Annotated in this window: 27 protein-coding genes and 1 tRNA gene; 10 read left to right on the top strand and 18 right to left on the bottom strand. The window is 67.4% G+C overall.

Annotated features, from left to right (window positions below; genetic code table 11):
• The 6 genes from pknB to WB508_RS03160 all read right to left on the bottom strand — a co-directional run.
• Positions 1-955 (bottom strand): Stk1 family PASTA domain-containing Ser/Thr kinase (pknB, locus tag WB508_RS03185; RefSeq protein WP_423843430.1); only part of this gene is annotated, 955 nt, incomplete at its 3' end.
• Positions 956-1,009: 54 nt separating this feature from the next.
• Positions 1,010-2,482 (bottom strand): peptidoglycan D,D-transpeptidase FtsI family protein, encoded by a 1,473-nt coding sequence (locus WB508_RS03180; protein WP_423843429.1) that lies wholly within the window; start codon positions 2,480-2,482, stop codon positions 1,010-1,012.
• Positions 2,479-3,867: an FtsW/RodA/SpoVE family cell cycle protein gene (locus tag WB508_RS03175; RefSeq protein ID WP_423843428.1), complete on the bottom strand. Its 1,389-nt coding sequence runs from the start codon at positions 3,865-3,867 to the stop codon at positions 2,479-2,481. The genes WB508_RS03180 and WB508_RS03175 overlap by 4 nt, the downstream gene beginning before the upstream one ends.
• A complete protein-coding gene (locus tag WB508_RS03170) occupies positions 3,867-5,117 on the bottom strand; it encodes a PP2C family protein-serine/threonine phosphatase (RefSeq protein WP_423843427.1) in 1,251 nt (416 codons plus the stop codon). The genes WB508_RS03175 and WB508_RS03170 overlap by 1 nt, the downstream gene beginning before the upstream one ends.
• Before the next feature lie 6 nt (positions 5,118-5,123).
• Complete coding sequence (locus tag WB508_RS03165; RefSeq protein ID WP_423843426.1) at positions 5,124-5,603, bottom strand: FHA domain-containing protein FhaB/FipA; 480 nt, start codon at positions 5,601-5,603, stop codon at positions 5,124-5,126.
• 8 nt (positions 5,604-5,611) lie between these two features.
• Positions 5,612-6,328 (bottom strand): FhaA domain-containing protein, encoded by a 717-nt coding sequence (locus tag WB508_RS03160; RefSeq protein WP_423843425.1) that lies wholly within the window; start codon positions 6,326-6,328, stop codon positions 5,612-5,614.
• A 138-nt stretch (positions 6,329-6,466) separates the two neighbouring features.
• Here WB508_RS03160 and WB508_RS03155 point away from each other — a divergent pair.
• A tRNA-Leu gene (locus WB508_RS03155) sits at positions 6,467-6,549 on the top strand.
• 63 nt (positions 6,550-6,612) lie between these two features.
• Here WB508_RS03155 and WB508_RS03150 read toward each other — a convergent pair.
• The 9 genes from WB508_RS03150 to WB508_RS03110 are packed head-to-tail and all read right to left on the bottom strand — an operon-like array spanning position 6,613 to position 13,204.
• A complete protein-coding gene (locus WB508_RS03150) occupies positions 6,613-7,101 on the bottom strand; it encodes a tetratricopeptide repeat protein (RefSeq protein ID WP_423843424.1) in 489 nt (162 codons plus the stop codon).
• Positions 7,098-7,742 (bottom strand): class I SAM-dependent methyltransferase, encoded by a 645-nt coding sequence (locus WB508_RS03145; protein WP_423843423.1) that lies wholly within the window; start codon positions 7,740-7,742, stop codon positions 7,098-7,100. Before WB508_RS03145 ends, WB508_RS03150 begins: the two co-directional genes overlap by 4 nt.
• A gap of 4 nt (positions 7,743-7,746) precedes the next feature.
• On the bottom strand, positions 7,747-8,163 hold the full coding sequence (locus WB508_RS03140) for a hypothetical protein (RefSeq protein WP_423843422.1): 417 nt from the start codon (positions 8,161-8,163) through the stop codon (positions 7,747-7,749).
• On the bottom strand, positions 8,160-9,344 hold the full coding sequence (locus WB508_RS03135) for a molybdopterin-dependent oxidoreductase (RefSeq protein ID WP_423843421.1): 1,185 nt from the start codon (positions 9,342-9,344) through the stop codon (positions 8,160-8,162). Before WB508_RS03135 ends, WB508_RS03140 begins: the two co-directional genes overlap by 4 nt.
• Complete coding sequence (locus WB508_RS03130) at positions 9,341-9,976, bottom strand: methyltransferase domain-containing protein (RefSeq protein WP_423843420.1); 636 nt, start codon at positions 9,974-9,976, stop codon at positions 9,341-9,343. The genes WB508_RS03135 and WB508_RS03130 overlap by 4 nt, the downstream gene beginning before the upstream one ends.
• Positions 9,973-10,665 (bottom strand): TIGR04282 family arsenosugar biosynthesis glycosyltransferase, encoded by a 693-nt coding sequence (locus tag WB508_RS03125; protein WP_423843419.1) that lies wholly within the window; start codon positions 10,663-10,665, stop codon positions 9,973-9,975. The genes WB508_RS03130 and WB508_RS03125 overlap by 4 nt, the downstream gene beginning before the upstream one ends.
• A complete protein-coding gene (locus tag WB508_RS03120; protein WP_423843418.1) occupies positions 10,662-11,336 on the bottom strand; it encodes a glycosyltransferase family 2 protein in 675 nt (224 codons plus the stop codon). The genes WB508_RS03125 and WB508_RS03120 overlap by 4 nt, the downstream gene beginning before the upstream one ends.
• Before the next feature lie 9 nt (positions 11,337-11,345).
• Positions 11,346-12,404, bottom strand: a complete 1,059-nt coding sequence (locus WB508_RS03115) for an NAD-dependent epimerase/dehydratase family protein (RefSeq protein WP_423843417.1) — start codon at positions 12,402-12,404, stop codon at positions 11,346-11,348.
• Positions 12,401-13,204, bottom strand: a complete 804-nt coding sequence (locus WB508_RS03110) for an S-methyl-5'-thioadenosine phosphorylase (RefSeq protein ID WP_423843416.1) — start codon at positions 13,202-13,204, stop codon at positions 12,401-12,403. The genes WB508_RS03115 and WB508_RS03110 overlap by 4 nt, the downstream gene beginning before the upstream one ends.
• Before the next feature lie 461 nt (positions 13,205-13,665).
• On the opposite strand from WB508_RS03110, the gene WB508_RS03105 reads away from it, so the two are divergent.
• Entirely contained in the window at positions 13,666-14,466 is an 801-nt protein-coding gene (locus WB508_RS03105) for a crotonase/enoyl-CoA hydratase family protein (protein ID WP_423843415.1), read from the top strand.
• A 43-nt stretch (positions 14,467-14,509) separates the two neighbouring features.
• Positions 14,510-15,283 (top strand): class I SAM-dependent methyltransferase, encoded by a 774-nt coding sequence (locus WB508_RS03100; protein WP_423843414.1) that lies wholly within the window; start codon positions 14,510-14,512, stop codon positions 15,281-15,283.
• 7 nt (positions 15,284-15,290) lie between these two features.
• Here WB508_RS03100 and WB508_RS03095 read toward each other — a convergent pair whose 3' ends face one another.
• Positions 15,291-15,818 (bottom strand): TetR/AcrR family transcriptional regulator, encoded by a 528-nt coding sequence (locus WB508_RS03095; protein WP_423843413.1) that lies wholly within the window; start codon positions 15,816-15,818, stop codon positions 15,291-15,293.
• Between the two features lie 74 nt (positions 15,819-15,892).
• Between WB508_RS03095 and WB508_RS03090 the strand changes: the two genes are divergently transcribed.
• On the top strand, positions 15,893-17,422 hold the full coding sequence (locus WB508_RS03090) for an MFS transporter (protein ID WP_423843412.1): 1,530 nt from the start codon (positions 15,893-15,895) through the stop codon (positions 17,420-17,422).
• Positions 17,423-17,440: 18 nt separating this feature from the next.
• A complete protein-coding gene (locus WB508_RS03085; RefSeq protein ID WP_423843411.1) occupies positions 17,441-19,072 on the top strand; it encodes an FMN-binding glutamate synthase family protein in 1,632 nt (543 codons plus the stop codon).
• Here WB508_RS03085 and WB508_RS03080 read toward each other — a convergent pair.
• Positions 19,069-19,623: a TetR/AcrR family transcriptional regulator gene (locus WB508_RS03080; RefSeq protein WP_423843410.1), complete on the bottom strand. Its 555-nt coding sequence runs from the start codon at positions 19,621-19,623 to the stop codon at positions 19,069-19,071. The genes WB508_RS03085 and WB508_RS03080 overlap by 4 nt on opposite strands.
• Before the next feature lie 57 nt (positions 19,624-19,680).
• Between WB508_RS03080 and WB508_RS03075 the strand changes: the two genes are divergently transcribed.
• The 3 genes from WB508_RS03075 to WB508_RS03065 are packed head-to-tail and all read left to right on the top strand — an operon-like array spanning position 19,681 to position 24,043.
• On the top strand, positions 19,681-21,252 hold the full coding sequence (locus tag WB508_RS03075) for a carboxyl transferase domain-containing protein (protein WP_423843409.1): 1,572 nt from the start codon (positions 19,681-19,683) through the stop codon (positions 21,250-21,252).
• Between the two features lie 5 nt (positions 21,253-21,257).
• On the top strand, positions 21,258-23,129 hold the full coding sequence (locus WB508_RS03070; RefSeq protein ID WP_423843408.1) for a biotin carboxylase N-terminal domain-containing protein: 1,872 nt from the start codon (positions 21,258-21,260) through the stop codon (positions 23,127-23,129).
• Positions 23,130-23,137: 8 nt separating this feature from the next.
• Complete coding sequence (locus WB508_RS03065) at positions 23,138-24,043, top strand: hydroxymethylglutaryl-CoA lyase (RefSeq protein ID WP_423843407.1); 906 nt, start codon at positions 23,138-23,140, stop codon at positions 24,041-24,043.
• Here the strand turns inward: WB508_RS03065 and WB508_RS03060 are convergent, their stop codons facing one another.
• Complete coding sequence (locus WB508_RS03060) at positions 24,044-24,718, bottom strand: EcsC family protein (protein ID WP_423843406.1); 675 nt, start codon at positions 24,716-24,718, stop codon at positions 24,044-24,046. It lies immediately after the preceding gene.
• Between the two features lie 53 nt (positions 24,719-24,771).
• On the opposite strand from WB508_RS03060, the gene WB508_RS03055 reads away from it, so the two are divergent.
• Together WB508_RS03055 and aat are read left to right on the top strand one after the other, a co-directional pair.
• Entirely contained in the window at positions 24,772-25,731 is a 960-nt protein-coding gene (locus WB508_RS03055) for an aminoglycoside phosphotransferase family protein (RefSeq protein WP_423843405.1), read from the top strand.
• Positions 25,728-26,375, top strand: coding sequence for a leucyl/phenylalanyl-tRNA--protein transferase (aat, locus tag WB508_RS03050; protein ID WP_423843404.1), 648 nt, complete (start codon positions 25,728-25,730; stop codon positions 26,373-26,375). Before WB508_RS03055 ends, aat begins: the two co-directional genes overlap by 4 nt.
• The last annotated feature ends 227 nt before the right edge of the window (positions 26,376-26,602 follow it).

Raw genomic sequence — 26,602 nt, 5'->3', positions numbered from 1 at the left:
GCTCAGGGCGGGTGGCGGCAGCAGCGACCGCGGGCACGACGGCAGTGGCGGCGCCACCGACGGCGGTGGCGGCCGCGGTGGCCTCGATCTCGCCCCCGGCGAGTACACGGTCGATGTCCTTTCGCATGTCCGCAGCGCTCTGGTACCTATCCTCCACGCGCTTGGCGAGTGACTTGGCGACGATGCGGTCGACGGACTCACTGACGTCTGGGTTGAGCTGCGACGGAGCTTTGGGCGCCTCGCGCACGTGCTGGTACGCCACGGACACCGGGCTCTCGCCGACGAAGGGGGGCCGTCCGGTCAGCAGCTCGAACAGCAGGCAGCCAGCGGAGTAGATGTCGCTGCGGGCGTCGACCGTCTCGCCGCGAGCCTGTTCAGGTGACAGGTACTGCGCGGTGCCGATGACAGCGGCGGTCTGGGTCATGGCCGACGAGGTGTCCGCGATGGCGCGGGCGATGCCAAAGTCCATCACCTTGACCAGACCAGCTGGCGTGACCATGACGTTGGCCGGCTTGATGTCGCGGTGGATGATGCCTGAGCGGTGGCTGTAGTCCAGGGCGCTGAGCACGTCGGCGCTGATCGACAGCGCACGCTCGGGCAGGATCTTGCGGCCGTCCTCGGCGCCGCGCAGGATGTCACGCAGCGTCTGACCCTCGACGTACTCCATCACGATGTACGGGACGTGCGCACCGTGGGCGTTGATCGATTCGCCGGTGTCGTACACGGCGACGATCGACGGGTGGTTCAAGGCAGCCGACGACTGCGCCTCCTTGCGGAACCGCGCCTGGAAGGTGTCGTCAGCAGACAGATCGGTGCGCAGCTGCTTGACCGCGACGGTGCGGCCGAGGCGCAGGTCGCGCCCCACGCGGACATCGGCCATGCCGCCGCGACCCAGGAGGCCGCCGAGCTCGTAGCGATCGCCGAGGCGGATCGTCTCGTCGCCGGATTCGGTCATGTCGTCAGTCTCCCAGAGTGTGTTGCGTGGACGGTGATTGAACAGTGGAGGCGGTCATCTGCCGAGCACAGCCTCCATGACGGACCGGGCGATGGGCCCGGCCAAGCGGCCGCCGGCGATCTCGTCGCGAGCGGTGCTGCTGGACTCGACCACCACGGCGACCGCAACCTGCGGGTCGTCGGCCGGGGCGAACGCCACGAACCAGGCGTACGGCGGCCGGTCGGCGGTGGACTGCGCGGTGCCGGTCTTGGCGCCGACGTCGACGCCGCCTATTCGGGCCGACGTGGCGGTGCCGCGCTGCACCGTGCTGATCATCATCTGCTTGAGCTTCCCCGCGTTGGTGGAGCTCATCGCCTGACCGAATCTCTCCGGCTTGGCCTGATCGAGGACGTTGAGGCTGGGTGAGCGCACGGACTTGATCAGGTATGGCTTCATGACATCGCCGTCGTTGGCCACGCCGCCGGCGACCATCGCCATCTGCAGCGGAGTGGTCGCGACCTCGAACTGTCCAATACCGGTCTGAGCGAGCTGCGGTGCCTCAAGGTCAGTTCCTTCGGCCGTGAACCTGCTCGGGCTCAGCGGCACGCCGTCCAACGGATCGGCGCCGAAGCCGAACTTGGCCGCCTGCTCGGCGAGCTTCTCCTGTCCGACCTTGCCCGCCAGGGCTCCGAAGGCCACATTGCACGACACGTTGAGCGCCCGCTCGAAGGTGATCTTGTTGCCTCCGCAGTTGCCGCCATTCTCATTCGGCAGGGTGTATTCGATGCCGGGGAATGACAACGTGCGGCCCGCCTTGATCTCGTCGTCGACGTCATCGACGACGCCGTTCTCGAGTGCGGCGGCGGCCGTGACCAGCTTGAACGTGGAGCCCGGCGGCAGGATCTGCTGGGTGGCCCGATTCAGCATCGGCTGGTCGGCGTCGGTGGTGAGCGATTCCCACGCCTTCGCGACCTTCGCGAAATCGTGGCTGGCCAACCGGTTCGGGTTGTACGACGGCTGGCTGACCATGGCGAGGATCTCGCCGGTCTGCGGGTTGATCGCAGCGACGGACCCCTTGGTTCCTTTGCCCAGCGCAGCAAGTCCCTCGGCTGCGGTCTTCTGAGCGAGAGGATCGATCGTCAGCTCGACGCTGCCGCCCTTGGGCTGCTTGTTGGACAGCAGGTCGACCACCCTGTTGACGAACAAGCGGTTGTCGCTGCCGGACAACACCCGGTTCTGCGACCGCTCGACCGCACCCTGCCCGTAGACGTAGGAGAAATAACCGGTCAGGTGCGCGTAGAGGCCACCGTCGGGATACGTGCGTTGGTACGTGTACTTGTCGTCACTCTTGACACTCTCGGCCACGGGGTCGCCGGCGACCAGGATCGGTCCACGATCGCGGGAGTACTCCTCGTCGATGACTCGCCGGTTGCCGGACGTCTCGTTCAGGTCATCGGCCTGCACGAACTGCACGTAGTTCACGTTGGCGACCAGCGCCAGGAACATCACCAGGCACGCAATGGCCAGGTAGCGGATCGGCTTGTTCATGCCAGCTTCACCACCTGCGTCTCCTCGTCGCTGTCGAACGAGGAGATCTCCGGGGCGGGGCGTCGGGTCTGGTCACTGATGCGCAGCAGCAGGGCGATGATCGCCCAGTTCATGACGATCGACGATCCGCCTTGAGCCAGGAAGGGCGTCGTGAGCCCGGTCAACGGAATCAGACGCGTGACTCCGCCCACGACCACGAACACCTGCAGCGCGAACGACACGGCCAGACCTGCGGCCAGCAGCTTGCCGAAGGCATCGCGGCAGGTCAGCGCGATGCGCAGACCGCGCTCGACGATCAGTCCATACATCAGCAGGATCGCCATGAGGCCGGTGAGACCGAGCTCTTCTCCGAGGGCACCAATGATGAAGTCCGAGAACGAGAACGGCGTCAGCTGGGGACTGCCCTCGCCCAGACCTTGCCCCAGGATCCCGCCGTGCGCGAGGCCGAACAACGAGTTGATGATCTGGCCGTTCTGGTCCGGATCACCGAATGGATCGAGCCACACGTCGAATCGGCGCCGCACGTGACCGAAGGCCAGGTACCCGAAGTAGGACCCTGCACCGAAGAGCACACCGCCCACGACCAGCCAGCCGGGTCGCTCCGTGGCGATGTAGAGCATGACGACGAACAATCCGAAGAACAGCAGCGAGGAGCCGAGGTCCCTCTGAAAGACGAGGATGCCAATGCTGATCAGCCAACCGGCCAAAATCGGACCCAGGTCGCGGCCCCGCGGCAGGTCGATGTTGAGGACGCGACGGCCAGCGAGAGCCAGTGCGTCCTTGTGCACCACGAGGTAACCGGCGAAGAAGATCGCCAAGCAGATCTTGGCGGCCTCGCCGGGCTGGAAGCTGAACGGGCCGAGACTGATCCAGATCCGCGCGCCGCGGATGTTCTGGCCGATGCCGGGCAGCAGCGGCAGGATCAGCAGGACGATCGCGGCGAAGCCGAATGAATAGGTGAGGCGTTGCAGCGAACGGTGGTCGCGCACGACGAACAGGACGGTGGTGAACGCGACGATCCCGATCGCGGTCCACAGCAGCTGAGCGTTCGCCAACGGCTCGTAATTGCCGCCGAGGCAGAAATCGGTGCAGTCCTGGTCGATGCGGTAGATCATCGCGAGGCCGAGCCCGTTGAGGCAGATGACCAAGGGCAGCAGCACAGGGTCGGCGTACGGTGCGAGACGGCGCACGATCAGATGGGTGGCGATGGCCACCACGACCACGGCGCCGCCCAGCTTGAAGGTGTCGGCCGGGATCGAGCCGGTCGTGCCGAGCCCCACCGCAGCGTAGGCCAGCACGCTGATGAGGACCGCCAAGGCGGTCAGGGTCATCTCAGCGCCGCGCCGTTTGCGCGGAACCCAGACGGGCGTGCTGGCCGCCGCCATCAGGCGCTCTTCTCCGTTGGCGACTCGGTGGGCGTTGGCGTGGGTCGGGGGGCAACGAACTGTTCCAGATTCGCGATGATCGCCTCGGCGTCGGCGCGGTTCTGGGCCTCGATGCCGCCCTCGACCTGGGAGCGACTGTAAGCGGGCAGCGTCTCGACCTCGATCTGGCTGACCTCGTCGACGCGGTTCAACGTGATGCCCGGCACGTCGAAGGGCACGCCTTGGTAGATGGCCACCCGGCCATCGCTCTCGGCGACGAAGTACTGGGTCTGAGTCCAGCGGTAGCCACCGAATGCTGCGGCGGCGATGATCGCGGCGAGCACGAGGACGACCGCGGTGAACCGCAGCCACGGCCGACGGCCCGGAGGGCGGGGCGCGTAACGGAGTGCTTCCTCGTCCAGATCGGCAGCCGGCGGATGTCGGTCCGTCCCGGCCGTGGACCGGCCGGTGGGCGGGCGCCGCTCCTCCGCCACCGCACCGACCAGCTGTGGCTGACCGTCCGCGCACGACAGGGTGTCGTCAGGATCGGCATCGGCGTCGATGAACTCGGCGATGACGACGGTGACGTTGTCGTGTCCTCCGCCCTCGAGCGCCAGTCGGACCAGCTCGGTCGCGGCCAGATCGATGCTGTCCGACTGCATGGCCCGCTCGATCAGCTGGTCCGCGACCATGTCCGACAGGCCGTCGCTGCACAGCAGGTATCGGTCGCCCAGAGCCGGCTGGATCCAGCTGAAGTCGGCTTCGTTGTCATCGCGCCCGAGCATCGCCCGCAACAGCAGCGAACGGTGCGGGTGCACTCGCGCCTCGGCGGGGGTCAGCTTGCCTTCCTCGACCAGGCTCTGGACGAAGGTGTGGTCGGTGCTGATCTGGGCTAACGAGTTGTCCCGCAGGCGATACATGCGGGAGTCGCCGAGGTGTGCCACGGCCAGCTTCTCGCCGTCCCACAACATCGCCTCGAGCGTGGTGCCCATGCCCTCGACCGCCGGATCGGCCTTGATCAACTCACCCAGACGAATGTTCGCCTGCTCGACCGAGACCTGCAGGGCCGTGAGTGCGTCACCGTCCAGATCGCGGTCGACCCCCCGCAGCACGTCCATGGCCGACGCGGAGGCGAGATCGCCGGCCGCCGCGCCGCCCATGCCGTCGGCGATCGCGAGCAGGCGTCGGCTGGCGTACCCGGAGTCTTCGTTCTTGGACCGTCGCAGGCCGACGTCGGTGTACGCGACGTAGCGGAAGGTCAGGTCGGTCATGGGTGGTTACTTCCGCAGCTCGACGACGGTCTTGCCAACCCGCACCTGGATGCCCAGACCGACCGGCACGGGGGTGGTCACCCGCTGGCTGCCGATGTAGGTGCCGTTCGTCGAGCCAAGATCCTCGACGAACCACTGCTCACCGTTGGTCGCGAACCGAGCATGTCGGGTGGAGACGTAGTCGTCGTCGAGGCGAATCGCGGCGTCAGTGCCGCGGCCGAGCAGGATGGGACCGTCGCCGAGCGGGACGCTCTGGCCCTGATTGGCGCCGGAGATGACGTGCAGGGCCGATGGATTGCCGCGGGCGGGCTTGCGCGAGCGGCCGGAGGGTTTCTGCGTCTTGGGCTTGGCACCGCGCTGACGAGGGGGCGCGGGCGCCTTGGTGCCGAAGATGTCCGATCGGATGACGGACACCGCGGAGAGGACGAAAAGCCACAGCACGGCGAGGAACCCCAGCTTGATCAGGGTCAGTGTGAGTTCGGACATCTACCGCGCTACCTGTTCCCGGCAATGCGGATGACCATGACGGTGTTGCCCATGCGAATCTCCGATCCATCGACGACGACTGCGGTCGTGACGCGGTGGCCATTGAGGACGATTCCATTGGTGGACTCGAGATCGACGATCGAGACGGTGGTGTCCCCGCCGTTGCGGTGAATGGTGACCTGCGCGTGACGGCGGGAAATGCCCGGATCCTCGATCTTGAGATCGGCCTCGTTGCCACGTCCGATCACCGTGCCGTCGCTTGGCACCGGATGCGTCATGCCGTTGACCTCGATGGTCACGTTGGATGGCCGAGCCTCGGGCTTGGCGGGGCCGCCGGCGCCGTCGGACACCGGCGCGTTGGTCTTGCTGCGGACCCGGAATCGTCCGGTGCCGAGATCGGGCGTGTTGACGAAGGCGATCGAGAGTGGTCCGGCGAGGGTGTACCGCTGCTCAGTCACGTGATCCTGGATCAATGTGCTGAGCTCGTCGACGAGGGTCGTGCCGAACGGGCTGAGGCGCTCGTGGTCGGCCGGCGACAGCTCGACGCTGAACTCGTTGGGCACCAGGCGCCGATCGCGCGAGAGGATGTGCGCGGAGTTGTCGACCTCGCGTTGCAGGGCGGCCGCGATCTCGACCGGTTGCACCGCGCTGCGGAAGGCGCGCGCAAAGGCGCCCGTCACAGCCCCTTCGAGGCGCTGTTCGAAACGTTGCAGGACTCCTGCCATGTGCCGCTCACCTCCAGACGCCGTTGGATCGTAGATCGATCGTAACGGGAGGGCCGGTACCGGGGCGCATCCCACCGTTCTGGAGACCTCAATCCTGCTGTTAGACTCGACCTTCGGTCCTGCCCATGGTGGGACCTCGCGCGAGTGGCGGAACGGTAGACGCGCTGGCTTCAGGTGCCAGTGTCCGCAAGGGCGTGGGGGTTCAAATCCCCCCTCGCGCACAGAATGTGGCAGGGCCCCGACACGCATGTGGTCGGGGCCCTGCTGCGCTGTGCGCAAACCCGTCAGATCTCGCCGGCTTCCAGCGCGTCGGCGTACGCTCGGATCGAGCGGTTGTAGCGCGGCAGGGTCGGCTCGACCGTGCGCAGCAGCTCGACGACGGCCTCACGCTCACGAGCGCTGGTGGCCAGGGCGAGGGCCACGAATACGCTGGCCGCCCCAGCCAGCTCGTGGTCGGGTTGCGCGTCGTAGTGATCGCGCAGCATCGCGATCGACTCGTCGTGGCGTCCGAGGTTGCGCAGTGTGCTGGCGTGCTGGATGACGACTTGGGACAGCTTCGGGTCGGACAGCCCAGCCTCGACGGCCCGTTGATACAGATTCGCCGCCTCGACCGGGTGTCCCGTCGAGTCGTGGGCTCCCCCCAGCTCGGCGAGAGCGAGCGGGTCGTTCGGTCGTTCGGAGGCTAGCGCGCGCATCTGGGCCAGCAGCTCGGCGTCGCTGATCTGGTCGGCCTGGCCCCAGAGGGCGTCGACCTGCTCGTTCCAGCTGCTCATCGGCGTCGTGCGATGACGACCGAGTCGTGCAGGGTCATCGACTCGCCGTCCTTGACCTGCTGGCGCTGACGGACCTCGGCGGTGATGTCGAAGCGTCCAGCGTCCAGGGCCGGGACGAGGTCGTCGGGCGTGAACATGACACCCGGCTTGGTGGCGTGGCGCAGGCCGGTGTGCATGTCGTCAGGATGATGGCCGACGATCAGCAGCGTGCCGCCTGGATTGAGTGCATCTGCGAGGCGAGTGACCAGCCCGGGCATGCCCCCGTCCAGCAGGTGCATGAACTGCGAGCTGATCAGGTCATAGCTGGTGGGGGGCTGCCAGGTGCGGATGTCGGCACGTTCCCACGTGGTGCGGTCGGCGATGCCAGCGGCGTCTGCGGCGGCGTCTGCCCGGTCGAGGCCGGCCTGGGAGAAGTCGAGTCCGGTGACCTGCCAGCCCCGTTCGGCCAACCAGATCGTGTCGGCGCCTTCGCCACACCCGATGTCCAGCGCCGTGCCGGGAGTCAGCTCCTGCGCCTCGGTCACCAGCTGCGGATTGGGCTTGCCGCTCCACACCCGGTCGGGCGAGCCATAACGCTCCTCCCATGACGGGCGCTCGAACATGGCCTGGATGTGCTCGTCGGTCGGGTCGTCGTGACTCATGCCTTCATGATGCACGCCGGGAGCGCAGCACCGAAGCCACGGTGGCAGCTGCAACCAGCGCGAGGGTGAAGATCACCCAGGCGAGGGTGTACGGGCGCCCGCCGATGGTCTCGTTGCCGGCCTTGGCCGCGTGTCCTGTCAGCACGGCGACCGCCGCGATGCTGCACGTGGCCCAGACGATGAAGGCGACGACGGCCGGCATCCGGGCGGCTGGTGGCAGGAACTTGGCGGCCAGCAAGGTGACGCCGATCGTCAGAGGGGCCACGATGCCGTCGTGCACGATGATGGCGCCGCCCAGCCAGATGGCCACTGAGACCAACGCGTCCAGACCGTCATCGCGCAGCGACCAGATGCCCCAGAGAAGTCCGGCGATGCCAGCGACCGCGAGCGCGATGCGAGTCGTCGAGATGGAGTCGTTCATGCGACGACCTCGATCTTCTGCACCCATTTGGTCTGCAGCACACCGGGTCGGTTGGGCGCGATGAGACGGCACGGGAAGCCGTGGTCGAGGCTGAGCGTCTCGCCATTGAGCTTCAGCGCCAGCAAGGTGCGAGGGTCAGCCACGAACTGTGCTGGCAGCTCAGACGACCCGAACGCGCCGCGGGTCTGCATCGAGCGGAACTGGACCGTCGACTTCGGGTCGGCGTCGACCATCGCGATCAGGTTGCGGATCGGAATGCCGGTCCATTCAGCCGACCGGCTCCACCCTTCGACGCAGGCAATCGGCAGGGTGTGGGTGGTCTGCGGAAGTTCGTTCAAGTCGTCGAGCGTGAGCGACATCGACCTACCCCCGGACACGATCTCGAGGACGAAATCCGGCGACGTGGCACCGGCGACGGCCCCGGCACCCTTGGCGGTGCGGTTGATCGGCAGGTCTTGCGGGCCTTCGCCGGTGCGCACCGAGAACACCGAGACCTCGCGCAGCCATGGAACGGTCTGGCCAGCCGTCAGCAGCACAGCCAGACCGGACGCGGCACCCGTCGCGGTCAACAGAGCGCGACGACTGGTTCCGCCGGACGGGGGGTCCTCGTCGAGGTCTTCGTCGGATGCATCCTCCAGTGGCGCGTCGAGGCCCTCGCGGATCAAGGGCAGCTTGACGCCGATGTGCAGCAGCAGTGAGCCGATCGCGATCCACGCGACCGCTTCGTGGGTGCGGCGGAAGCTGAAGTCCCACGGGTACCAGCCGGCGATGTTGATGGTGCCGGTGGCCAGCAGGAACAGCGATGACGCGACCAGCGCGGCAATCGACAGCCGGGAGAGCGCGTCGATGACCAGCTCGCGTCTGGCAGCCGGTGGGCGAGCGAACAAGTGCGGGTAGACCGACCAGAGCTTGACCAGGAGCAACGGCACCGCAGCGGTGCCGGAGATGACGTGGAGTCCTTGCGACCAGCGGTAGAGCCATACCGGATCTGGCCCGATGGGCAGCCAGGCTGGGTCGGTGTACTGGAAGTGGCTCCACATGCCGGTCAGGAAGCAGATGCCAAAGGCGATGCCGAGGGCTCTGCCGACTCGGCTGGTGGTGGGGAGGCCGCGTCGGGACTCGTCAAAATGCTCGGGCCTCGGGATCCTGGCCTCGATGTCCTCGACTCGGGGCAGTCTCATCTCATCAGGGTAACCGCGTGTCGCGATCCCACCGTGCGAGTCTCGCGGACTCGCAGCCCAGCCGCCTCGGCGACGTCGGCGATGGCGTCCAGGCCGACGACGGCCCACGCAAATCCCACCGAGTCGAGCCCGTTGATTCGAAGCCGTCGCTGCTCGTGCACCAGCCCTACGCCGTGGCCTTCGACCTCGACGATGATGTGGCCCGTGCTCGACAGCACTTCCCGGACACGTGCGAGCAGTCGGACGGGGTCCCCGCCGATGCCGACATTGCCGTCCGCGAGCAGCGCGTACGCCCACTCACCCTCGCCCGGTACGTGGCTGAACACGTCCTGGCACAGCGCGTAGGCACCGCGGCCCCGAGCCTGGCGGACGGCTTCGGACGACACGTCGATGCCCAGCGACGGGATGCCGCGGCTGGCCAGCTCACCCACGATTCGGCCCGGTCCGCAGCCCACATCGATGGTGGGTCCGTCGCACGGCTCGATGAACAGGGAACGGTCGACGATGTCTGGAAATCCGTTCCACTGATGCACGTCGAACGGAATGGTTCGTCCGCCGGCGTCCACGACGTCGGCTCGGCCGCTGGCGAACGCGGCGTCGTACGCCTGAGTGGGATCGAGAGACTCGGTCATGGGGAAACTCCTGCGGCAAGGGCCTCGTCGACGACGGCGGCGAGTCGAGAAAGGGTACGACAAGACGGCGAGATGGCAGCGGCGATCTGCTGCGCGTCCTCCCACGTGTCCATGTCGTGGACGGTGCGCAACCAGCGAACGTCTCCGAGGGCGCGCTGGGTGAGGTCGGCGGTGTGGTCGGTCGACATCGGGACGTTGATCAAGGCTGACGCCTCCCTGCCATCGGGCAGACCCAACAACCACCAACCCCCGTCGCCGGCCGGCCCGAGGGCGCGCTCGCCGCTCAGGACGAGGTCCCCGGCGGTTTCGTAGTCGTGCGCCGTCAGCTGGGGTGTGTCCATGCCGACCTGCACGACCCCGTGACCTCGATCTGCGTCCGCGTGAGCGTGGGCAAGGCGTTCGGCGAGGCCCTCGCCGCGCTGGGGCACGACCGTGATGGTGGAGAGCGCAGCGCCGATCTCGGTGCTGCACGCGGCGCGGGACAGATCGCCGGTCAGGGCCACCACGACCGGCCAGCCGCGGGCGGCGCTGACCTCGGCGACGGTGTCGAGGGTGTCGAGCAGTGCTGCTGCGGCCAGCTCGGCGGCGGCAGCGTCGCCGATCGTCGCAGCGATGCGCGTCTTGGCCAGTCCGGGAACTGGTGCTTTCGCGACGACCAACACCGTGGGCCCCCCTCGCCGCGTGCTCATCGCATGACTTTCGCAAAATCCTTGATGACGCGAGCGGTTCCCCTGACCGACCCGGACACCTTGCTCTTGGTGCCAGGAGCGCGGTGTCCGTAGGCGACGTCGACCTCGTGAACGGTCCAGCCGGCTTCGGCAGCTCGCAGCATCAGCTCGAGGGGGTAGCCGAATCGGCGGTCCTTCACCCCGAGTTCCAGCAGGTCGTCGCGCCGACTGACCCGCATCGGCGCAAGGTCGTGGATGCCGAATCCGCTGCGGCGACGGATGACTGCGGCGAGAAGCTTGGTGCCGAGGCGGGCGTGCCACGGCCAGACTCCTCGTTCGACCGGACGACGACGACCCACGGCCATGCGCGCGCCGCCGGAGCGAACCATGTCCAGCATTGGCACCAGGTCGGCCAGCAGCATGGTGCCATCGCCGTCGATGACCGCGACGTGGTCGGCGGTGGCGGCCTCGACCCCGGTGTGCACGGCCGCGCCGTAACCAGCCCGATCTTCGTGCACCACAGTGGCGCCGAGGCGTTCAGCCACCTCGGCGGTTCCGTCGTGAGATCCGTTGTCGACCACGATCGCCCGCCACCCGGTGGGCAAGCCAGCCAAGACGGCTGGAAGAGCGGCCGCTTCATCGCGACACGGGATCACCACGTCACACATGATTCCAGAGCCGTCCACAGACATGGTTAGAAACTAGGGCTGTCGCGGACGGGGCGCAGATCGCAATGGATCGCTGGCGAGTGCGGCGAGACCCTCGACGGGGGCAATCTGCGCGGTGAATCCCAGCCCGGCGGTCGCGGCGGCTGGTGACGCGACGACGTGACGCACGTCGAAGCGGCGGTACTCGCCGGTCACGACCGGTGGGGCGCCCCCGGATGCGCCGGCCAGAGTCTCCGCCATCGTCAGCAGGGTGCACGGCTGGCCAGAGGCGATGTTGTACGGCGTCAGGCCCTCGTCGTGCTGGCCGACCTTCTCGATCGCGAGCACATTGGCCAGGGCGACATCGTGCACGTGCACGAAGTCGCGCATCTGACCGCCGTCCTCGAAGACTCGCGGCGACTCCTCGCGGGCGATGGCTGATCTGAAGATGGCCGCGACGCCCGCATAGGGGGTGTCTGCCGGCATGCCAGGACCGTAGACGTTGTGGTAACGCAAGGCGATCGCCCGGCCATGCTCCAGCGTGCACCACGCCGACGCGTAGTGCTCCTGCGCGACTTTCGACGCGGCGTAGCTGGTGCGCGGCAGGAAGGGGGTGTCCTCTCCGATCAGTCGCCAGGTGATCTCGCCGCCGCAGTGGGGGCATCGAGGGTCGAAGAGCCCGGCGTCGAGCGCATCGACTCTGCGGGCCGCGGGCGGCACGTCGCCGTGCTCGGGGCAGGTGTACCGACCGTCCCCGTAGACCACCATCGACGAAGCCAGCACCAGATGACGGACGCCGACGCGGGCCATCGCGGCCAGGAGTCGGGCCTGCCCGTGATCGTTGTGGTCGGCGTAGTCGGGCAGGTCTTGCGCGTCGACACCGTTGCCGACCATCGCGGCCTGGTGGCACACGACGTCGACGCCAGACAGCACGTCGTCGAGCGAGTCGTGCCGCAGGTCGAGTCGGTGCACCCCCGGCACGGGAGCGGCATGCTCGCCGTGCGCCTGCCGGAGATAGGCATCCAACGCGATGACCTGATGCCCGCGCTCGACGGCGAGCCGCCCGATATGTGTGCCGATGAATCCGGCCGCGCCGGTCAAGAGAACTCTCACGGCAGCTCGATCGGCAGGTCCATGCCATCGACGGCCGATCCGCACGCACAGTCGCGGTCTGAGCCGACGCCCGCGACCACGCTGCGCAGCACGTCCTTGAGTGTGTCGGTGTGTGTGGCGAAGACCTCGAAGACTGATTCCATGCTCACCGCGGTGCCGGCATCGACTCCTGCGTCGTGGTCGGTGACCAGAGCAACCGTGGAGTAGCACAGCGCCAGCTCGCGCGCGAGCACCGCCTCGGGATGACCCGTCATGTTGACGACTGCCCAGTCCTGCGCGGCGTACCAGCGCGACTCGGCCCGGGTGGAGAAGCGCGGGCCGTCGATCACGACCATGGCGCCGCCGTCCACGGGTTCGTGTCCCTCCAGCCCGGCCAGGAGGTGGTGCCGCAGACGATCGCAGTAGGGATCGGCGAAGGAGATGTGACAGGCGCCTTTGTCGAAATATGTCTGCGTGCGTCCCGTGGTGCGGTCGACCAGCTGGTCGGGTACGACGAAGGTCCCGGGCCCGTGCGCCTGTTGCAGGCCGCCCACAGCGCACGGTGCCAAGATCTGACGCACGCCGAGGCTGCGCAGGGCCCACAGGTTGGCGCGATAGGGCACCTGGTGCGCGGGAAACTCGTGATTGGTGCCGTGGCGAGGCAAGAACGCGACCACTCGGTCACCGACGTGACCCACTGCGATGGGCGCCGAGGGTGGGCCGTATGGCGTCTCGACGGCGATGTTGCTGGGTTCTTCCAAAAATGTGTAGAAACCGGACCCACCAATCACTGCCAGGTCTGGCCGGGACATCTCACTCATGAGATGAGCATGTCACCCGAGCGTCAGCTGGCGATACGACGGTCGACGGGAAAGCGGGTTATCCACCGGTCCATCCACAGGTCGGGACATCTTGCCGCCGTCACGGACATCGACCCCGGCCGCCTGTCCAGCCTGTTCAGCGGCGTCCTGCGCCGCCATGGCGTCGTCGACGCCTGGGACTCAGTGCTGACCCCGGCACTGATCCGCGTGGGGGAGGGATGGCGGAGCCTCGTCTGCATTTGCGTTCGCTCTCCGCTCCGCTGAGTCACGGCGGCGTGGTGCTGGCGAGCGCCGAGCAACGCTCGGTCGCCACGCCGACCGCACGTTGCTGGATGCCGTCGAGTCGCTGCCGGCAGGAACTCGCCTGGTTCTGGGAGGGCCCGGTTGGGGCGACTTGGTGATTCCCGGGTCAGTGCGGGCGCAGGACATGACCGCCGCGATCAACCACTTACTCTGAGGCCATGTCTGAACCCCGCGTACTCACCACGATTGACGGCCCCGTCGCCCATGTGACGTTGAATCGTCCCGAGCAGCTCAACGGGGTGGATCTCGACCTGATCGACGACTTGCTGGCGACTGCGAACACGTTGCGCAAGAACCGCGCGATCCGCGCGGTCATCCTGCAGGGCAGCGGACGGTCGTTCTGCGCGGGTCTGGATTTCGCGGCGGCCTTCAAGAACAAGCGGCGCGTGGCGCGGTACTTCTTCGCCGGTGCCCGCACCGTCAATCGCTTCCAGAAATTCTCGACCGTCTGGCGCGACCTGCCGGTCCCCGTGATCGCCGTCGTGCACGGCCACTGTTACGGCGCGGGCGTGCAGCTGGCGGCCGGCGCCGACTTCCGGATCACGACGCCCGACGCGCAGTGGGCGATCCTCGAGGCGAAGTGGGGCCTCGTTCCCGACATGGGCGGCACCGTCCCGTTCATCGAGAACCTTCCGATCGACTCGTTGCAGCGGCTCGCGATGACCGGCGAGGTCATCAGTGGAGCGCAGGCCGTCGAACTCGGCCTGGCCAGCATGGCCTCGGAGGATCCGATGGCCGAGGCCATGGACTTCGTGGCCAAGATCATCGAGCGCTCTCCGGACTCCGTGGCAGCGACCAAGGCGCTGCTGTACGCCAACCAGCGGGGCAGCCGTCGTGCGGCCCTGCGGATGGAACGACGGATGCAGGCACAGATGTTCAAGACCCCCAACACGGCGATCGCCCGTGAGGCCGGCATGTCCAAGCGCTCCGCGAGCTTCGGTCCACGCACCTTCGGCTGATCGCCAGTCAGCGTCCCCGTGGCTCGTTGTTAGAGTCAAGGACGTGAATGAGCAGACGCCGGACCAGCCCGCCAAGAAGGTCGCCGACCAGTACGACCGGGGGTATGACTACACGACGTACTTCGACGAGCGTGCGTACGAGAACGCCGCGGAGCAGATCGCGATCAAGCGCATCCTGTCCGGTCGCCGCTTCGCCAAGGCCGCCGACATCGGTGGTGGCTATGGTCGCCTCTGCCTGCTGCTGCGCACCTTCGCCGACCACGTGACGCTGGCCGAGCCGAGCCGCACGCAGCTCGATGCCGCGGCCAAGCTATTGGCTGGCACCGACATCGCGCAGAGGCAGATGCAGGCCGACGCGCTCGACTTCGCCGACGGCGAGCTGGACCTGATCACGATGGTGCGGGTCATGCACCACCTGCCCGAGCCCAGCGCGGAGTTCGCCGAGATCTCGCGCGTGCTCGCTCCGGGTGGCACCGCGATCATCGAGGTCGCCAACTACGGCCACTACAAGAATCGGCGGGCCTTCAAGAAGCAGGGCAAGTCGCTGCCCGCCGAGCCCGTCAGCATCCGCACGGTCAAGGCCGATGAGCCCGATGCCATTGCTTTTGTGAACCACAACATCGCGACGGTCAGCGATCAGCTGGCCGCTGCCGGTCTACGGGTGCACCAGAAGTTGTCGGTGTCGAACCTGCGGAGCCAGCGTCTCAAGAAGATGCTGCCCACCGGCGCGATGCTGGCGGTCGAGAAGCGACTGCAGGGCCCCCTGGCCAAGAAGAACTTTGGGCCGAGCATGTTTCTCGAGCTCCGCAAGGTTTGAGCTCTGATCACTGCAAGACGTCGAGTCTGCGCAACACGTTGCGCACGTGGGCCAGGGCGTTGCGTTCGCTCAAGCCAGTGGTGTCGTCGAAGTAGAGGCCATCGCCAATCAGCTGGATGGTGCGGGCCAATGCCTCATCACCCAGGTGATCGCTGAGCACGGCGAACCACCCCTCACGCAGATCGGCCAGTGCTTTCGACGCGCGTGAGTCGCTCTCCTGGGCGATGCGAGCCGTGGCGACGAGCGCTCGGTCGAAGTCACTACCGGAGTCGACCGACGTCGACAGGTAGTACTCGACCGGACCCGACCGCGCGGCGCGCATCAAATCCACGTCGACTGCGCCCTGCTCGCGGAGTCGGTCCAGCATGCCCTCCACGAGCTCGTCCTTGCTGTGGAAGTGGTACAGCAGTCCACCCTTGGAGACTTGAGCCTCGGCGGCCACGGCGTCAAGCGTCGCGGCGCGGCTGCCAGCCGAGACCAGCATGGATTCAAAGGCGTCGAGCAGGCGATCGCGGGTGCTGCGCTCCTCGGCCATGCCTGCACCCTAGCGAGAGCGACGTCACTCCCTCGTCACTTGGAACTGTACCGTCTGGACGGTACAGTGAAGGGATGCACGCGACCACCCACGCTCTCACCCTCGACGCCGCGACCGAGCAGCCCCGCGCCGGCGCGCGAGAGTGGGGTGCCCTCGCGGTGCTGATGCTTCCCGTGCTGATGGTGTCCGTCGACAACACGGTGCTGAGCTTCGCGTTGCCGGCCATCAGTGTCGACCTGCGCCCCAGCGGAAATCAGCTGCTGTGGATCGTCGACCTCTACGCGATCATGCTGGCTGGGTTGCTGATCGCCATGGGCAGCCTGGGCGACCGGGTCGGTCGTCGGCGGTTGTTGCTGATCGGGTCTGTCGGTTTCGGTGCTGCGTCTCTGCTGGCCGCTTACAGCACGAGCGCCGAGATGCTGCTGGTCGCCCGGATGCTGCTGGGCGTCTTCGGGGCGACGCTGATGCCGTCGACTCTCTCGTTGATCCGCAACGTCTTCACCCACTCCGGCGACCGCCGACTGGCGATCGCCACCTGGGCCGCGATGTTCTCCGGAGGTGCAGCGCTGGGTCCCGTGGTGGGAGGGTGGCTGCTGGAGCACTTCTGGTGGGGCTCGGTCTTTTTGATCAACGTGCCGTTGATCGTGGTCCTGGTCCCGGTGGCGCTGGCGCTGCTTCCCGAATCACGCGATCCGGCGCCGGGCCCGTTCGATCTCGCCGCGATCGTGCTGTCGTTGACCGCGATGCTGCCGTTCGTCTATGGCATCAAGACCGTGGCCCACGACGGTTTCGACACAGCGACCTCGATGGCGTTCCTCATCGCAGTCGGCTCCGGCTGGATGCTGGTACGCCGACTGAGGGCGAGCGCGCACCCCATGATTGATCTCACGCTGTTCTCCAATCGCGTCTTCAACGGGGCGATCATGGCCAACTTGCTGAGCCTGATGGCACTGACCGGCTTCCTCTTCCTTGGCGCACAGCTGCTGCAGCTGGTCCTGGGACTCAGCGCCCTGGATGCGGCGATGGTGCTGCTGCCCGGCCTGCTCATCACAGTCCTGTCCGGCTTCTGGGCCGTTCGGCTGCTCCGCCGGTTCCCGGCCCGCATCTTGGTCAGTGGCAGCTTCGGAGCGTCGGCGCTCGGCTACGCGGTGATGGCACTGACCGGATCCCCCAGCGTGCTCTCGGTCGCCGTCGCGTTCTCCCTGATGGGGCTCGGCATCGGTCTGGCCGAGACGATCACGAACGATCTCATGCTCTCCAGCGTTCCAGCGTCGCGTGCAGGCTCGGCCGCGGCGATCTCCGAGACTGCCTACGAGATCGGTGCCGTGCTCGGGACGGCTGTGCTCGGCACCGTGCTCACCTCGGTCTACCGGTCGAATGTGACGATTCCCGCCGTGGCCAGATTTGGCGAGCAGGACGGGTCGTTCGAGACTCTCGGCAGCACGCTGACGGCCGCGACCCAATATCCGAACGAGGTCGGCGAGGCCATTCAGACCTCGGCCGTCGCCGCGTTCGACCTCGGCGTCCAGACCACGTCAGCGGTCGCCATCGTGGTTGCGCTGGCGGCGGCAGTTGTCTCGTTCCGGGCCCTGCGCGACGCCTGATCGGGCACAGTGGAAGCCATGATCAGGTGGCTGGCAGTCGTCGGTGTCCTCGGGACCGGAGCCGGGGCGGCAGTGCTGGGCGTTGCTCTGTCGTGGTGGTGGTGGCTTCTGGCCGTGCCGCTTCTCGCCATCGGCGTCCTGGGTCTGCGCGACCTGGCGCAGCGCGAGCACAGCATCTTGCGCAACTACCCCGTGATCGGTCACGCCAGATACGCGATGGAGTCGGTGCGACCTGAGCTGCAGCAGTACTTCATCGAGCTCAACACGACCGGCACGCCGTTTGACCGCGAAACCCGTGGCCTCGTCTACGCCCGAGCCAAGGGTGAGGAGGACGCCCGACCGTTCGGCACTGAGCGCGAGGTCAATGCGATCGGGTACGAGTTCGTCACCCACTCGATGAAGGCCAAGATCGCCGCAGGGGCGATCCCCAGCGTGACGGTCGGCAGCGGGCAGTGTGCGCAGCCGTATGAGATGTCGCTGTTGAACGTGTCGGCCATGAGCTTTGGTTCCCTGTCCGCCAATGCGATCGAGGCGCTGAACGCGGGCGCAGCGATGGGCGGATTCCTGCATGACACCGGCGAAGGCGCGATCAGTCCGTACCACCTCAAGCACGGTGGCGATCTGAACTGGGAGATCGCCTCTGGCTACTTCGGCTGCCGCACCAGCGGCGGCCAGTTCGACGCCGACCAGTTCGAGCAGAAGGCGCGCGGCGAGACGGTCAAGACCATCTCGATCAAGCTGTCGCAGGGCGCCAAGCCTGGACTCGGTGGCGTGCTGCCCGGTGCCAAGGTGAGTGAGGAGATCGCCCACACGCGGGGGGTCGAGATCGGCAAGACAGTCGTCTCACCGCCCGCCCACCCGGCCTTCGACACGCCGCGCGAGCTGATCAGGTTCATCGAGCAGCTGCGCGCGCTCAGCGGTGGTAAACCGGTCGGCATCAAGCTGTGTGTCGGCTCGCGGCACGAGTTCTTGGCGATCTGCAAGGCGATGGTGGAGCAGGAGTCGTACCCGGATTTCATCATCGTCGATGGTTCGGAGGGCGGGACCGGCGCCGGGCCTGTGGAGTTCGAGGACCACATGGGCATGCCGCTGACTGAGGGCCTGATCTTCGTGCACAACGCCCTGACCGGGGTGGGTCTGCGGGGGCAGGTCAAGATCGGTGTGAGCGGCAAGATCGCGACCGGCGTCGACATCGTCAAGCGCATCTGCCAGGGCGCGGACTTCACCTTGTCGGCACGCGCCATGATGTTCGCCATCGGATGCATCCAGGCCCAGGCTTGCCACACCAATCGGTGCCCAGTGGGTGTGGCGACCCAGGACCCGAAGCGGGCTCGCGCTCTGGACGTCGGGATCAAGTCGGAGCGGGTACGCAACTTCCAGACCCAGACTGTGGCGAGCGCCCACCAGATCGTCACCTCGATGGGGCTGGAGTCCTTCACCGAGCTGCATCCGGGACTGCTGTATCGCCGGCAGGACCACCAGATCACCGAGACATATGCCGATCTGCACGAATGGCTGTCACCGTGCCAGCTGCTGGACGATCCTCCGGAGACCTGGATCAGCGATTGGGAGCTGGCCGACCCTGACACCTTCGGGCATCGAGTCTCGAACCGGCCGCCCGGATTCCATCCAGAGGTGTTCGAGCGTTAGCCGGCCGGCGACAAGAGCGCGGAGCGGGCCATGGGTCCCAGCAGGTCACGCATCGCCTGGGGGCTGATCCTGGCGCTGTGCGGGGTGGAGTTCAGCAGGCCGAAGGTTGCTTGGACGACGGCACGTGCCTGCGCTGCGTCGAGGTCGTCGCGTAGTCCGCGCAGCACATCGACCCAGATATCGATGTAGACCAGCTGCAGTCGGCGCACGGTGTCGCGGCCGTCGGGGTCCAGATTGGTCCACTCGCGTTCCTGGATCACGATGAGCGCGGGGTGCTCGAGCGCGAAGTCGATGTGCCAGGCGATCAGCGCATCAAGCGCGGCGCCGGGGTCGAGGTGCGCTGAGCGGCGCTCGCTGGCCTCGGCGACGTGACGCTCGCTGATCGACGTCAAAGACTCGGTGAGGATGGCGTCCTTGCCCGCGAAGTGCTTGTAGATGGCCGGCCCGCTGATGCCGCACGCCGCCCCGATGTCGTGCACCGAGACCCCATGGAACCCTCGCTCGGCGAACAGCGCAGCCGCTGTGTCGAGGATCTGGATGCGTCGGCTCACGGCCCCAGACTACTGCAATGGTTAACGATCGTTAACCAGCGGTGCTAGTCTCCTCGCATGCCCGCCGTGATGAAACCCTCGACGATGTCTGGTCTGGTCGACGACCTGCGGACCCGCCTTGCGGCTGTCCGGTGGGGCGGCAGCGAGTCCTCGCGTCAACGCCATCTGTCCCGCGGCAAGCTGTTGCCGCGCGACCGGGTCGATCGGCTGCTCGATCCGGGCTCACCTTTCCTCGAGCTCTCAGCCCTGGCCGCCAACGGCATGTACGACGATGCCGTGCCGGGCGCGGGAATCGTCACCGGCATCGGTCGAGTGCAGGGCCGGCTCTGCGTCGTCGTCGCCAACGACGCGACCGTCAAGGGCGGCACCTACTATCCGATCACCGTCAAGAAGCACCTGCGGGCGCAGGCCATTGCTCTGCAGAACCACCTGCCCTGCCTGTATCTCGTCGACTCCGGCGGTGCCTTCCTCCCCATGCAGGACGAGGTCTTTCCCGACCGGGACCACTTTGGCCGGATCTTCTTCAACCAGGCTCAGATGTCAGCACAGCGGATACCGCAAATCGCGGCAGTGCTGGGTTCGTGCACCGCTGGCGGCGCGTACGTGCCGGCGATGAGCGATGAGACCGTCATCGTCCGCGATCAGGGGACGATCTTCCTCGGCGGCCCGCCCTTGGTGAAGGCCGCGACCGGCGAGGTGGTCACGGCTGAGGATCTGGGCGGCGGTGAGGTGCACGCCCGTCTGTCCGGCGTCGTCGATCATCTGGCCGAGGACGACGCGCACGCCCTGGACATCGTGCGCTCGATCGTCGACACGCTTCCGCGCGCAGAGGTCCAGCCGGACCGCGAGTCGGTCGAACCGCTGGAGGACTCGGCCGGTCTCGGGGACGTCGTCCCGATCGACGGACGCACGCCCTACGACGTGCGCGACGTGATCCGCCGTCTTGTCGATGGCTCTCGCCTGCACGAGTTCAAGCCGCTGTACGGCGACACCTTGGTGTGCGGATTCGCGCACATCCACGGGCATCAGGTGGCGATCGTCGCCAACAACGGCATCTTGTTCAGCGAGTCGGCACTCAAGGGCGCCCACTTCATCGAGCTGGCCAACCAGCGCGGCATTCCGCTGCTGTTCTTGCAGAACATCTCTGGCTTCATGGTCGGTCGCGAGTACGAGAACAAGGGCATCGCGAAGGACGGCGCGAAGCTGGTGACCGCTGTCGCGACATCGGTGGTCCCGAAGCTCACGGTCGTCATCGGCGGATCTTTCGGCGCCGGCAACTACGGCATGTGTGGCCGCGCCTACGACCCCCGGTTCCTGTGGATCTGGCCCAACGCCCGCACCTCGGTGATGGGCGGCGAGCAGGCTGCCTCGGTGCTCGCGACCGTGCGCCGCGATGGCATTGAAGGGCGCGGAGAGACGTGGTCCAGCGATGACGAGGAGGCGTTCAAGGCGCCGATCCGTGAGCAGTTCGACGACCAGGGTGTGTCCTACTACTCGACCGCGCGGCTCTGGGACGACGGCATCATCGAGCCGGCTGACACGCGACGCGTCCTGGCCATGGCCCTGCAGATCGTCAACACCCCCGCCCCGACCCAGACGCCGCAGTCCTTCGGCGTCTTCCGGATGTGAGCCTCATGTTCTCCAGCATTCTGATCGCCAACCGCGGAGAGATCGCGTTACGAATCATCGGCACCTGTCGTCGACTCGGCATCGGCACCATCGCGATCCACTCCGACATCGACACGACCGCGCCGCACGTGCTCGCGGCCGATGACGCGGTGCGAGTTGCCGACTACCTCGACATTGGCGCCGTCGTGGCCGCGGCGCACTCTTCTGGGGCGCAGGCGATTCACCCCGGGTACGGCTTCTTGTCCGAGCGGTCCGAGTTCGCGGCTGCCGTTGCCGAGGCTGGTCTGACGCTGATCGGCCCCTCGGCTGAGGTCATGGAGCAGATGGGACGCAAGGACGCCGCGCGCAAGATCGCCGTTGCAGCAGGCGTGCCAGTGGTTCCTCGCGGCGAGGATGCGGGTTTCCCGATGTTGGTCAAGGCGGCCGCCGGTGGCGGCGGCAAGGGCATGCGCATCGTGCGCGCCGAGAGTGAGCTGGCCGATGCGACGGCCGCCGCCAAGCGTGAAGCTGCCGCAGCCTTCGGCGACGACACGATGCTGCTGGAGAAGTACGTCGAGCATGGCCGGCACATCGAGGTCCAGGTGCTGGCCGACCACCACGGCCACGTGGTGCACCTGTTCGAACGCGACTGCTCCACGCAGCGACGGCACCAGAAGGTGCTCGAAGAAGCGCCGGCTCCGACGATCGATGCGGATCTGCGGCACCAGCTGACCTCCGCCGCCGTCGATCTGGCCCGCCACGTGGGTTACACCAACGCTGGCACGGTCGAGTTCCTGCTCGATGTCGAGACGGAGCAGTACTACTTCCTGGAGATGAACACCCGTCTACAGGTCGAGCACCCGGTCACCGAGATGATCTGTGGGGGCATCGATCTGGTCGAGCAGCAGCTGCGCATCGCCGCGGGCGAGCCGCTCGGGATCGAGCAGGACGATCTGTTCATCGATGGCCACGCCATCGAGGCGCGCGTCTACGCCGAGGACTCCTTTGGCGGATTTCTGCCACAGGCCGGCACCGCCACCTTGGTGCGGTGGCCGTCCGCCAGCCCCGGCGTGCGGGTCGACCAAGCACTCGAGACCGGTCAGGTGGTGTCCACCTCCTACGACCCGATGCTCGGCAAGGTGATCGCGCACGGGCCGGACCGCGAGAGCGCCCGGCGCGCCTTGATCACGGCACTTGACGACACCGCCATTCTCGGCATCACGACGAACGCCGGATTCCTGCGCACGCTCCTGGCTTCTGAGCAATTCCGCAACCAGACCATCGACACCGGATGGCTCGACGGCGCCGATCTCGCAGCGCCCGCCGATGAGCTGCCTCGCGTGCTGGCCGCATGGATCGTGGCGATGCTCGCCGCCACGGAGCGCGACGACGCGTTCGGTGCTGACGGCTTTCGTCTCGGCGGCCCGCACGCACCCACCCGGGTCCCGCTGGACATCGAGGTCTTGGTCAATCGTGCGGCAGGCACCGTCTCGGTGGATGGCGAGGTGCACGAGGTGCGACAGATCAGTGCTGAGCACCACACGCTCGTCGCCGAGGTCGACGGCAGCCGGATCACTGCCACGGTCCTCGCGCGGCCCGGGCTGGTCGAGGTTTCGTACCGCGGTCAGCGGCACGTCTTCGCCACGCCGGACCGCGCTGTGGGTGTGCAAGCGGTGGGCGACGGAGACCTCACCGCGCCGATGCCGGGCACGGTGCTCGATGTCCGGGTCGAGACCGGCGCGACTGTCACGACAGGTGACGTGCTGGGCACCATGGAGGCCATGAAGATGGAACACGCTCTGACCGCACCGTTCGACGGCACCGTCACCCACATTGGGGCTGCCGCCGGCGAGCAGGTGGCCATGGGCCACCTCCTGTTCACGATCGCCGATTCGTGAGTCACTCGATGCCCGGACTGCCAGAGCGCGTCACGATCTATGAGGTCGGCCCCCGCGACGGCCTGCAGAATGAGCCCGCCATCGTGCCGCTCGACGTCAAGGTCGAGTTCATCGAGCGGCTCGTCGCCGCCGGACTGTCGATCGTGGAGGCCACCAGCTTCGTGCACCCCCGCTGGGTTCCCCAGCTGGCTGACGCTGCCGAGGTCGTCGCTCGTCTCGACCTCGCTGGGTCCGTGCCACTGCCGGTGCTGGTGCCGAACGAACGCGGCCTTGATCGGGCGCTCGAGGCCGGATGCACCCACGTCGCGATCTTCGCCAGCGCCACCGAGACCTTCGCCGCCAAGAACCTGAACTCCACCCTGGAGGGCCAGTTCGCTCTGTTCGAGCCCACGGTCGAGCGCGCCCTGGCCGCCGGTCTGGACGTGCGGGCATACGTGTCGATGTGCTTCGGCGATCCGTGGGAGGGCGACGTGTCGATCGACCAGGTCGTGGCCACCGGCTCACGACTGCTCGACCTCGGAGCCGGCCAGCTGTCCCTCGGCGACACGATCGGTGTCGGCACGCCAGGGCACGTGGGCACTCTGCTCGACGCCTTCGCCTCGGCCGACGTCGCGGTCGACCGGCTCGCGATGCACTTCCACGACACCTACGGCCAGGCGCTCGCCAACACGCTTGCGTCGCTCCAGCACGGCATCACCACGTTCGATGCCTCGGCCGGCGGCCTCGGTGGCTGCCCCTACGCCGAGAGCGCCACGGGCAACTTGGCCACGGAGGACTTGGTCTGGATGCTCGATGGGCTCGGTATTCAGCACGGCGTCGACCTGGCTTCGCTCGTGGCGACCAGCACCTGGATGGCCGACCAGCTCGGCAAGGAACCGGCCAGCGCCGTCGTCCGCGCCCTCGGTGTGGCCTAGCTAGCCAGGAAGGCGGCGATCGCGGAGCTCGTCGGCGGCATACTGGCCGATCTGCCAGGTGGAGAGGGCGTCGCTGGAGGCGCCGACCGCTCCACCGATCAGCGGAACTCGTCGACCGATCAAGGTCACCGCGCGCTTGCCGGCGGCCCGCGCGAAGATCTCGGTCGTGACCTCGCGGCTCAGCGTGTCGTCGAGCGCCGGGTCGTGAACCGGCGATGTCGCCAGGGCCATGGGCGAGGACGGCAGGCGGTGCTTCTTGACCAGGGAGGTCACTGAGTCCTCGCCGAGCATGCAGGCGAGTATGGCGTTCCGCACGCGCGGATTCTCCAGGTCGTAACCGCGCAGGTGAGCAATTCCGGCGACGAGATGGCACTGCACGAGCGTGACGCCCACGACATTGGCCGGGAGAGCGACCGCGTAGGTAGCGATGCCGCCCAGATTCGTGACGAAACCCTGCGCGCCGGCCAGGGTGGCATGCTGGCGCACCCACGCGGCGATGGCTGCCTCGACGTCACCGTCTCGGTCGACCAGCCGCGCATCTGCTGCTGCGGCAGCCGATCGCAGGGGCACGAAGCCGTCGATGGCCCGGTCGAGGGTGCCGCGCACGAAGGTTCCGGCGTACCGCGGCGCGAGCTTCGATCCGGCCGTGACGGCTGCCGTGCGGCGTACTCCCATGGCTCCAGCATAGAAGGCACCCCGATGCCCCGCCGGCGGCCTACGCTGACGGCATGCCCTTCTCACAGAGCGTCGCCGAGGCGACGTGGTTCGAGGAGGCCACCGGATGGATCACTGAACAGGTGACCGCTCATGGCCATCGGCTGACCGGAGCGATCGAACAGCCGCGGATCCGACCGTGGTCGACCCAGCTCGTCGTACCGACGGACGCCGGCCGCTGGTGGTTCAAGGCCAACTGCCCTTCGCTCGCCTTCGAGCCAGGCCTGCACGCCGCGCTCTCTGATCTGGTTCCAGATGCTGTCGACCGGCCGTGCGCCATCGAAGCCGAGCGTGGCTGGTTGATGACGGCAGATCTGGGTCCCACCGTGCATGAGGGTGGCGACCCGACGTCGGAGGACTGGCACGTCATGGTCTCGGAGAACGCGCGTCTGCAGGCCGCGTTGGCTCCGCATCGCGACCGACTCGTTGCCGTCGGAACACCCGACTGCGGACCGCCGACCATCGTCGACCGCTTCGACCGGCTGGTGTCGATGTACTCCGATCTGCCTGAGCAGCATCCGGCGCACGTGTCGGCCGAGCTGGAGGCCCGGCTCCGTTCGATGCGCAGCAAAGTAGTCGACGCCGCGGCGCAGCTGATCGACTCCCCGTTGCCCGCCACCTGGCAGCACGGCGATCTGCACCCGGGCAATGCCTTCAGAAGCGGCTCGAGAGGGATCCACCTCTTCGACTTCGGCGACAGTCAGTGGGCCCACGCGCTGGAGTCGATGGTGGTGCCCTTTGGATGGATCACCTCGCTGACCCACATCCCGTGGGCCCCGGTGCTCGAGGCTTACGCGACGGCCTGGAACCTCGATGTCGAAATGATCGCCGGTGACTGGTGGGCCGCGGAGATGACGCACGCGGTCAACCGGTCGGTCAACTGGTGGGGGTGTCTGGCCGACGCGACGGCGGACGAGTGGCGCGAATGGGGGCACGCCCCGGTGACGCATCTGTCTCGGGTGCTCGACGGGTGAGGCCGGCCGCGCTGCCGCCGTCGCGCTGGGACTTCGACCCGGCGTCCTGGCCGGAGGACGACTGCGTCGCCGCCGGCGCCGACCTCGAGCCGCCCACGATCATCGACGCCTACCAGCGGGGGGCATTTCCCATGCCGCACGAGGATCTGCTGCTGTGGTGGTCGCCGCTCAGGCGGGGCATCCTGCTTCCCGGAGACCTGCGCATCAGCCGATCCCTGACCCGCTCGATGCGCCGCTTCCAGACCAGCGTCGATCAGTCCTTTGTCGAGGTGGTCGAAGCGTGCGCCGACCCGCGACGCAGCGGCGCGTGGATCGACGAGCGGATGCGCGATGCCTACGTCCAGCTGCATCATCTGGGATGGGCGCACTCGGTGGAGACCCGCGACACCGGGGGCCGGCTGGTCGGCGGACTGTACGGTCTGGCCGTTGGCGGCTTGTTCGCTGGCGAGTCGATGTTCCACCACGAAACCGACGCCTCCAAGGTCGCGCTGGTCGAGCTCTCGCGGCGATGGGGTGACGGCCTGATCGACACGCAGTGGAGCACACCGCACCTGACATCGCTCGGTGTCACCGAGGTGGACCGCGCCGCGTATCTGGCCACGATCAAGACACTGGTTCACCAGCCGCCGCGCGACGCCTGGTGACCACTAGCGTCAGGCGCGGAGCGGTTTTTCCCCGGGGGGTGTGCACAAACGTGTCCGCGGCATCCATAGACTGACCACGAACTCAACCGAAACCGTTTCCCTAGGAGCTCTTGTGGCTATCTCACGCAACGACCTTGTGGCCGCCCTCGCCGAAAAGGCTGGCACCACCAAGTCCGATGCCGACGCCGTCCTGTCATCCTTCAGCGAGATCCTGCTGGAGTCGGTCG

The sequence above is a fragment of the Aeromicrobium sp. genome (assembly GCF_049586495.1).
In the GTDB taxonomy this organism is placed as follows: Bacteria; Actinomycetota; Actinomycetes; order Propionibacteriales; family Nocardioidaceae; genus Aeromicrobium.
The sequence above is the reverse complement of the archived record's forward strand: the minus strand, read 5'-3'. Positions and strand labels throughout refer to the sequence as shown.